Genomic DNA, 7,518 nt, shown 5'->3' with positions numbered 1-7,518 from the left:
TGGACCGTTGGACAAAAGTCTTATCCAGTAAATTCATTAGGAATCAAGTACGGAAAAGAACCGCTGGTGAAAAATTTCCGGAAGCTCACGGAGTTAACATTTGAAAATGGTCACATGCTGATGGTAAAAGTAGGAGCCATGTTTATCAACAGCATTGAAGCGGTTTCTAAAAAAGAAGTAGTCGAAAAAGGGGAAGAAATGGCTTACTTCACGTTTGGTTCGACTGTCATTTTATTATTTGAGAAGAACTCAATCACTTTTGATTCTAACGTTCACTCAGGTTCTTATGTAAAGTATGGAGAACCAATTGCTCATTTGAAAAAATAGAGCCTATATAATAAAAGAGTAGATAGATAAATGAAGATGCAGCTTTCTTTTATTAAGAAGGCTCTTTTATTCGTTAAGAAGGAATTTGTATGCTAATCTTTAATGATCTTCTTTCAATTTCCTCTTCAATTAATTTTATAAAATCAGGGCTTAATTGCAGTTCGGTTGCTTTGCTGTATGATTCAATAAGCAGCTCATCTGATAATTTTCTCATAAGATTGCCGCCACCTCCTACTAAAATAAATATCCTAAAAAGTTATATTTAAATGCTAATAAATTCCTTATTTATAATCTAACATGAATCAAATAAAGGAACAATCGTTCTGTTATCCACAGCTTTCGGTGGATAAAATGTGGGTATGTTGTTTATAATTACCATTAATTGCTGAACTATAACAGAGGATAATGTGTATAAACTTATCCACATAATTGGGCTTATCATTTTTTGTCGAAAACTTTTAACAGAATTTGTTTACCACTTACCCTATTTGATCAGTAATAAACGTTTTCTGCACTATTTTTTATTTTAAGTTTGCAGAGAGTGAATATATCGTAAGCCTACGAACAAATAGAGGTTTGCTACCTTTTGTCAATAACTTTCTGTATAAAGTTAAAGCATTCACAAGGCATATCCTTTATACTAAGAAAAGACCTGTTTTTGAAGAGAATAAAATTTTAGGTTGGAAAATAACAAGAAGTCGTTATAATGATAGACGGCGTTAATTTTAGTATGTAACTATATATTCGAGGTGCATGATACGTGTTGAAACTTTTTTTACCAAATGAACATGTGAAAAACGTGTTTCAAATTAAGCCAGACGATTTGAAAGAGCGCGGAATAAAAGGAATTATTACCGACTTAGATAACACGTTGGTGGAATGGGATCGCCCTGATGCCACTCCGGAATTAATTGAGTGGTTTCAGTTAATGAAAGATAGTGGAATTAAAATTACGATTGTATCGAATAATGTGGAGAAACGAGTCAAGCTGTTTTCAGATCCAGTTGGACTTCCATTTGTATATAAAGCACGCAAACCGATGCGTAAAGCATTTAGAAGAGCTCTTCGTGATATGGAGCTGCAAAAAGATGAGGTTGTAGTGATTGGTGACCAGCTTTTAACGGATGTATTAGGAGGAAATCGTCTCGGCGTATATACGGTTTTGGTTGTACCAGTTGCGCAAACAGATGGATTTGTAACGAAATTTAACCGTAAAATGGAACGAAGAATTCTAGGTTGGATGAAACGAAAAGGTATGATTAACTGGGAGGATTAAAACGTGAGTGAAGAAAAATTACAGTGCGTAGGATGCGGAGTGGAGATTCAAACAGAACGACCAAATGAACTTGGTTATGCTCCAAAATCAGCACTAGAAAAAGAAGCTATTATTTGCCAGCGATGCTTTCGCTTGAAGCATTATAATGAAGTACAAGATGTTTCCTTAACAGATGATGATTTTTTAAAAATCTTAAATGGAATTGGTCAAACGGACGGTTTAGTTGTAAAAGTTGTAGATATCTTTGACTTTAACGGCAGCTGGTTACCTGGTTTGCATCGATTTGTTGGAAATAACAAGGTCCTTTTAGTGGGAAATAAGGCAGATTTACTGCCAAAGTCTATAAAGAAAAATAAACTAATTCATTGGATGAAGCGAGAAGCGAAAGAGCTTGGGCTAAAATCAGTGGATGTGTTCCTCATGAGTGCGCAAAAAGGACAAGGAATTCGAGAAATTGCCGAAGCCATTGAACATTATCGCGAAGGTAAAGATGTATATGTTGTGGGATGTACAAACGTTGGTAAATCAACATTTATTAATGCCATTATTAAAGAAGTAACGGGAGAAAAAGATATTATTACTACATCTCAATATCCGGGCACAACGCTGGATATGATTGATATCCCGCTTGATAACGGCGCATCTCTATATGATACGCCTGGTATTATTAATCACCATCAAATGGCTCACTATGTAGATAAACGAGACTTAAAGCTGATTTCTCCAAAAAAAGAAATAAAGCCGAAGGTTTATCAGCTAAATGAAGGGCAAACGTTATACTTCGGAGGATTGGCGCGCTTAGATTATGTACAGGGGGGCCGCAAGTCATTAACATGTTATGTATCGAACGATTTGCATATCCATCGTACGAAGCTTGAAAAAGCAGATGAGTTGTATGAAAAGCAAGCAGGTGAACTGCTTCAGCCGCCGCGCCCAGAGCAAATGGATGAGTTTCCTGAACTGGTTGCACATGAATTTACAATAAAAAATGAAAAAACGGATATTGTTTTTTCAGGGCTGGGCTGGGTGACGGTTAATGAGTCAGGTTCAAAAGTTGTGGCGCATGCACCAAAAGGAGTCGGCGTATTTGTGCGCGATTCTTTAATTTAAACAAAAAGGGGAAAAAATCTTGAGTACATTATATGGGCTAGTTGGTTATCCGCTTGGGCATTCACTATCGCCATTGATGCAAAATGATGCCTTTAAACGTCTGAATATGGATGCTCATTATGAAGCTTTTCCAATTGAACCTGTTCATTTTGAGTCAGCCATTGGAGAGCTAAAAGATAAAAACATTCAAGGATTTAATGTCACGATTCCTTATAAAGTTGATATTATGAAGCATTTGGATGAAGTCGATCCATTAGCAAAGGCAATTGGCGCTGTAAATACAGTTGTTAATCAAGATGGCCGTTATATTGGATACAATACCGACGGCGAGGGGTATGTGACGTCTTTGCTCAAAGCAGTAGAAGGAAGCTTATCCCAAAAAAGAATTTTAATTATTGGAGCTGGAGGAGCTGCAAAAGCTATTTTTTATACAATTGCAGCTCAGCATGCTCCGGAGGTAATTGCGATATGCAATCGTACCGTCGAAAAAGCAGCTGTATTAGCTAACGAGCTGCCTTTTTCGACGAAAACAGCGGCGATGTCTATTTCTGATGCAGAAAAACAATTAGATACATTCGATATTATTATTAATACCACTTCAGTGGGAATGTACCCTAACGTGGATGAGCTGCCATTAGCACTTACTTTATTGCAAAAAGAAGCCGTAGTCAGCGATATTATTTACAACCCTTTAAAAACAAAGCTTTTAAAAGAGGCTGAAGCAAAAGGGGCAGGCACTCATAACGGTGTCGGTATGTTTGTACTGCAAGGTGCACTTGCATTTGAAAAGTGGACGAACGTCCGTCCTGACGAAGAGGCAATGGAACACATTGTTCTTTCAACACTAACTAAGAGATAAGATACAGCGGAGGTTTTTATGTTAACAGGTAAACAAAAACGTTTTTTACGTTCAAAAGCACATCATTTAAATCCAATTTTCCAAGTAGGAAAAGGTGGAGTCAATGAAAATATGATTGGTCAAATTGCTGATGCATTAGAAGCAAGAGAATTATTAAAAGTAAGCATTCTGCAAAACTGTGACGAAGATCGCGACACGGTTGCTGCTCGATTAACAAAAGGAGCAAAAGCAGAGCTTGTACAAGTGATTGGAAATACAATTGTATTATATAAAGAATCACGCGAAAATAAGCAGTTAATGCTTCCAAAAGTGAAATGAAATAGAGCGGGGAAACCCGCTCTATTTAAAAATGAAGTAAATTAAAGGAGTCGGGGATTGTTGAAGAGTATTGGAATTTTAGGTGGAACATTCAATCCGCCTCATTTGGGGCATTTAATGATGGCAAATGAGGTTTTGCATGCCTTGAAATTAGATGAGATATGGTTCATGCCGTCGTATATTCCACCTCATAAAACAATCAAAGAGCCTATTGAGCCATATCATCGTTTACACATGCTAAAGCTAGCTATTGAAGAACATGATCAATTTACCCTGCAGCCCATCGAATTTGAGCGCAAAGAGCCTTCATATACATATGATACGATGAGAATACTAACGGAGAAATATCCAACATATCAGTTTCATTTCATCGTTGGTGCTGATATGGTAGAATATTTGCCGAAGTGGTATGAAATTGATGAATTAGTCAATTTGGTTACATTTGTAGGTGTAAAACGCCCGGGGTATACCATTACGTCCCCTTACCCGATAAAAGAAGTAGAAGTTCCGCAGTTTGATGTCTCCTCTTCCTTTATTCGCGAGCGAGTAGTAAAGAAAGAAACCATTCGTTATTTTATACCTGCTGGTGTTAAACAATATATCGAGGAGAATCAATTATATGAATCGAACTGAGGCATTAGAAATCGTAAAGAAACAGTTAACAGAACGCCGTTATATTCATACTGTCGGGGTAATGGAAACAGCAATTGAATTAGCTAAGCGTTTTGAAGCAGACGAAAAAAAAGCAGAATTGGCTGCTATTTTTCATGACTACGCCAAGTTTCGTCCAAAAGAAGAGATGAAGCAAATTATTATTGATCAAAACATGAGCCCTTCTTTATTGGAATACAATACAGAATTATGGCATGCTCCAGTAGGCGCGTTTTTAGTGAGAAATGAAGTAGGGATTACGGATAAGGAAGTATTGGATGCGATTGCTTACCATACATCTGGAAGACCTGGCATGACGTTACTTGAAAAAATTGTGTACGTTGCTGATTACATTGAACCAGGAAGGAGATTTCCAGGTGTTGATGAAGTGCGGGAGTTAGCTAAAACGGACTTAAATGCAGCACTTATTCAATCACTGAAAAACACCATTTCTTTTTTAATGACTAAACATCAGGCCRTTTATCCCGATACGATGATGACATATAATGATTTAATCTTAGGAGGTCAAACACATGACTGAACGTGAATTGCTATCTCTTGTTGTAGAAGCAGCAGACGATAAAAAAGCAATCGATATCGTAGCGTTAAATATGGAAGGAATCTCACTTGTGGCAGATTATTTTGTTATTTGTCACGGTAACTCAGATAAACAAGTGCAGGCAATCGCTCGTGAAATTAAAGAAAAAGCACACGAACAAGGCATTTCTGTGAAGCGTTTAGAAGGATTTGAGCAGGCTAAGTGGGTTCTTGTTGATCTTGGAGATGTTGTGGTTCACATTTTCCATAAAGATGAGCGCGGATATTATAACTTAGAACGCTTATGGGGAGATGCACCATTTGTAAGTTCAGAAGAGCTACAGCTATGAGCAGGTACGGAGAACTTGCCTACGTATATGATCAGCTAATGGCAGACGTTCCGTATGACGATTGGGCTGGATTTTTTAATCAGCAGGTGGCAAAAGCGAAAACAAAGCCTGACAGTATATTAGACCTTGCCTGCGGCACGGGAGAACTCTCCGTTCGATTTGCACAAGAAGGTTTCTCCGTAGTAGGCGTTGATTTGTCTGATGATATGCTTATGGTAGCCCAGGAAAAGGCGGCAGAAGCAGGGTTAACGCTATCTCTTTTTCAGCAAAACATGGCGGAACTTGAGTTATTGAAAGAGTTCGACTGTGTAGTAATCTTTTGTGATTCTTTGAACTATTTGCAAAGTGATAAAGAAGTTCAAGAAACCATTCAACGTGTATATAAGCACTTAAAACCAGGTGGGCTCTTTATATTTGATGTTCATTCAGTGCACAAGATGAAAGACGTATTTGGAAATCAATCTTTTTCTTACGTAGATGAAGACGTGTCATATATTTGGAACTGCACCTATGACGATACAGACACGCGCGTAGAGCATGATATTACGTTTTTTGCTTATGATGAAGAAATGGATGCATATCATCGCTTTGATGAGGTGCATGCTCAGCGCACTTGGTCGATTGACCATTATCAATCATGGCTGAGCGAAGCTGGTTTTATAAATATAGAAGTAAGTGCAGATTTCAAAATGAGTGAGCCTACTTCAAACAGTGAGCGCATCTTTTTCTCTGCGCAAAAAAAAGAAGCCGAGTAGAGGCTTCTTTTTTTGTTTCAAAGCAGGATTTCTACAGAAATTATGGAATAAGACTATCAAACTGCTTGTGAACAAGCTCAATGTCTTCGTCAAATTTTTCATGTGTTTTTTGAAATACGTGCACAAACATCTCTCCGAGTTCAGCTTCTAAAACTTTAATACCTTCTCCGGTTACACCGCCTTTTACGCATACTTTATCCTGCAAGGTAGGAAGCGTAAATATTTCTTTTTCCAACAGTTTTCCCATTCCAATAATCATATCACTGGCCATGACGGTAGCTTCTTCTTCAGAAATATTTGTTTCTTGAACTGCTGCATCAATAAAGCGTTGAAGCAAAAAGCTGAAGAATGCAGGACCGCAGCTTACGATATCGGATGATACGCGCGTAATCGTTTGATCAATAGCCACAGGCTTTGACATAGATGAAAATAATTCATGTAAATAATTTTGGTAAAAAGGCGTACACCTTTCTCCAAACGTAAAAAGAGAAACACCTGCTAATGCCCGATTCGTAATGCTGGGGATAATTCTAGCTGCTTGACTCGGAATGAGGCGTTCGATTTGTTCTACGCTAATTGGACTGGTAATGGATACAATGCAATGATCTTTCGTTAGCAGTGGTTCTAATTTTATTAAAAGGGGGTGAATATCCAATGGCTTAACACAAATAAAAATGACTTTGGATGCGTGAACAACTTCTTCAGCTGTATCAGCAACATGAATTTTTTTATGCTGCTGTTGAATCTCTTTGGCTCTTTTTTTTGTGCGATTCATAATAGTAATTTTAGAAGGACGTACGGCTTTTGATTCAATAAACGCATCAATTAATATTTTCCCCATGTTTCCTGTTCCGATAAACCCTATGTTCACTGATTCATTCCCTCCTTCAAAAGCCTTTTCTTCTAAACACTATGAAGACGTAATGGAATTTATGACGTTACTTCAAAATCCAAAGGAGTGTACAATTTGACTTTTTCAAAAAAACAATGGCTAATTGGGTGTATTTGCTTAGCAGTTGGCTTGGCTTTTTATATCTATCGCACAGGTGGAGAGAAACCGGAAAGTTCTCTTCAAACCTCAGATATGATAAAGGCAGAATCTTCTGCTGTAAAAAAAGAAGGAGAGTCGTCTGATCAAGTAATTTCGAGCCAAGATTCTCCGTTTGTTATGGTGGATATTAAAGGAGCTGTTCAGAAGCCCGGTGTATACCAGCTTCCGAAAGATGCAAGGGTAAAAGATGCTCTAGCACAAGCCGGAGGCGCTACAAAAGAAGCGGACTTAAGACAGCTCAACTTAGCTAGCAAGCTACAAGATGAAATGGCTGTTTACATCTC

At 37.8% G+C, this 7,518-nt stretch carries 12 protein-coding genes; 10 read left to right on the top strand and 2 right to left on the bottom strand.

Annotation, left to right across the window (positions count from 1 at the left end):
- Nucleotides 1-327 (top strand): phosphatidylserine decarboxylase (locus AC1DRF_RS12905; RefSeq protein ID WP_477740879.1); only part of this gene is annotated, 327 nt, incomplete at its 5' end.
- Nucleotides 328-400: 73 nt separating this feature from the next.
- On the opposite strand, the gene AC1DRF_RS12900 is transcribed toward AC1DRF_RS12905, so the two are convergent.
- The gene (locus tag AC1DRF_RS12900) at nucleotides 401-541 is read right to left on the bottom strand and encodes a sporulation histidine kinase inhibitor Sda (protein WP_013059264.1); all 141 of its coding nucleotides are present in this window, start codon (nucleotides 539-541) and stop codon (nucleotides 401-403) included.
- A gap of 549 nt (nucleotides 542-1,090) precedes the next feature.
- Here AC1DRF_RS12900 and AC1DRF_RS12895 point away from each other — a divergent pair.
- From AC1DRF_RS12895 to AC1DRF_RS12860, 8 genes are read left to right on the top strand one after another with little or no spacing between them, the layout of a single operon-like run.
- Nucleotides 1,091-1,603: a YqeG family HAD IIIA-type phosphatase gene (locus AC1DRF_RS12895; RefSeq protein WP_013059263.1), complete on the top strand. Its 513-nt coding sequence runs from the start codon at nucleotides 1,091-1,093 to the stop codon at nucleotides 1,601-1,603.
- Nucleotides 1,604-1,606: 3 nt separating this feature from the next.
- The gene (yqeH, locus tag AC1DRF_RS12890) at nucleotides 1,607-2,713 is read left to right on the top strand and encodes a ribosome biogenesis GTPase YqeH (protein ID WP_043976164.1); all 1,107 of its coding nucleotides are present in this window, start codon (nucleotides 1,607-1,609) and stop codon (nucleotides 2,711-2,713) included.
- 19 nt (nucleotides 2,714-2,732) lie between these two features.
- Nucleotides 2,733-3,572, top strand: coding sequence for a shikimate dehydrogenase (gene aroE, locus AC1DRF_RS12885; RefSeq protein ID WP_016765605.1), 840 nt, complete (start codon nucleotides 2,733-2,735; stop codon nucleotides 3,570-3,572).
- A gap of 18 nt (nucleotides 3,573-3,590) precedes the next feature.
- On the top strand, nucleotides 3,591-3,890 hold the full coding sequence (gene yhbY / locus AC1DRF_RS12880; RefSeq protein ID WP_043976166.1) for a ribosome assembly RNA-binding protein YhbY: 300 nt from the start codon (nucleotides 3,591-3,593) through the stop codon (nucleotides 3,888-3,890).
- Nucleotides 3,891-3,950: 60 nt separating this feature from the next.
- The gene (locus AC1DRF_RS12875; protein WP_013085073.1) at nucleotides 3,951-4,523 is read left to right on the top strand and encodes a nicotinate-nucleotide adenylyltransferase; all 573 of its coding nucleotides are present in this window, start codon (nucleotides 3,951-3,953) and stop codon (nucleotides 4,521-4,523) included.
- A complete protein-coding gene (gene yqeK / locus AC1DRF_RS12870; RefSeq protein WP_477740878.1) occupies nucleotides 4,510-5,082 on the top strand; it encodes a bis(5'-nucleosyl)-tetraphosphatase (symmetrical) YqeK in 573 nt (190 codons plus the stop codon). The genes AC1DRF_RS12875 and yqeK overlap by 14 nt, the downstream gene beginning before the upstream one ends.
- The gene (gene rsfS / locus AC1DRF_RS12865; protein ID WP_013085071.1) at nucleotides 5,075-5,428 is read left to right on the top strand and encodes a ribosome silencing factor; all 354 of its coding nucleotides are present in this window, start codon (nucleotides 5,075-5,077) and stop codon (nucleotides 5,426-5,428) included. Before yqeK ends, rsfS begins: the two co-directional genes overlap by 8 nt.
- Nucleotides 5,425-6,183, top strand: a complete 759-nt coding sequence (locus AC1DRF_RS12860; RefSeq protein WP_477740877.1) for a class I SAM-dependent DNA methyltransferase — start codon at nucleotides 5,425-5,427, stop codon at nucleotides 6,181-6,183. The genes rsfS and AC1DRF_RS12860 overlap by 4 nt, the downstream gene beginning before the upstream one ends.
- Nucleotides 6,184-6,223: 40 nt before the next feature.
- Here AC1DRF_RS12860 and comER read toward each other — a convergent pair whose 3' ends face one another.
- Nucleotides 6,224-7,054 (bottom strand): late competence protein ComER, encoded by an 831-nt coding sequence (gene comER, locus AC1DRF_RS12855; protein ID WP_097824616.1) that lies wholly within the window; start codon nucleotides 7,052-7,054, stop codon nucleotides 6,224-6,226.
- Nucleotides 7,055-7,141: 87 nt separating this feature from the next.
- Between comER and AC1DRF_RS12850 the strand changes: the two genes are divergently transcribed.
- A partial coding sequence (locus tag AC1DRF_RS12850) for an SLBB domain-containing protein (RefSeq protein WP_477740876.1) occupies nucleotides 7,142-7,518 on the top strand: 377 nt, incomplete at its 3' end.

It is taken from the genome of Priestia sp. P5_B4 (assembly GCF_056400385.1).
This window is presented reverse-complemented; position numbering and strand designations above follow the sequence as displayed.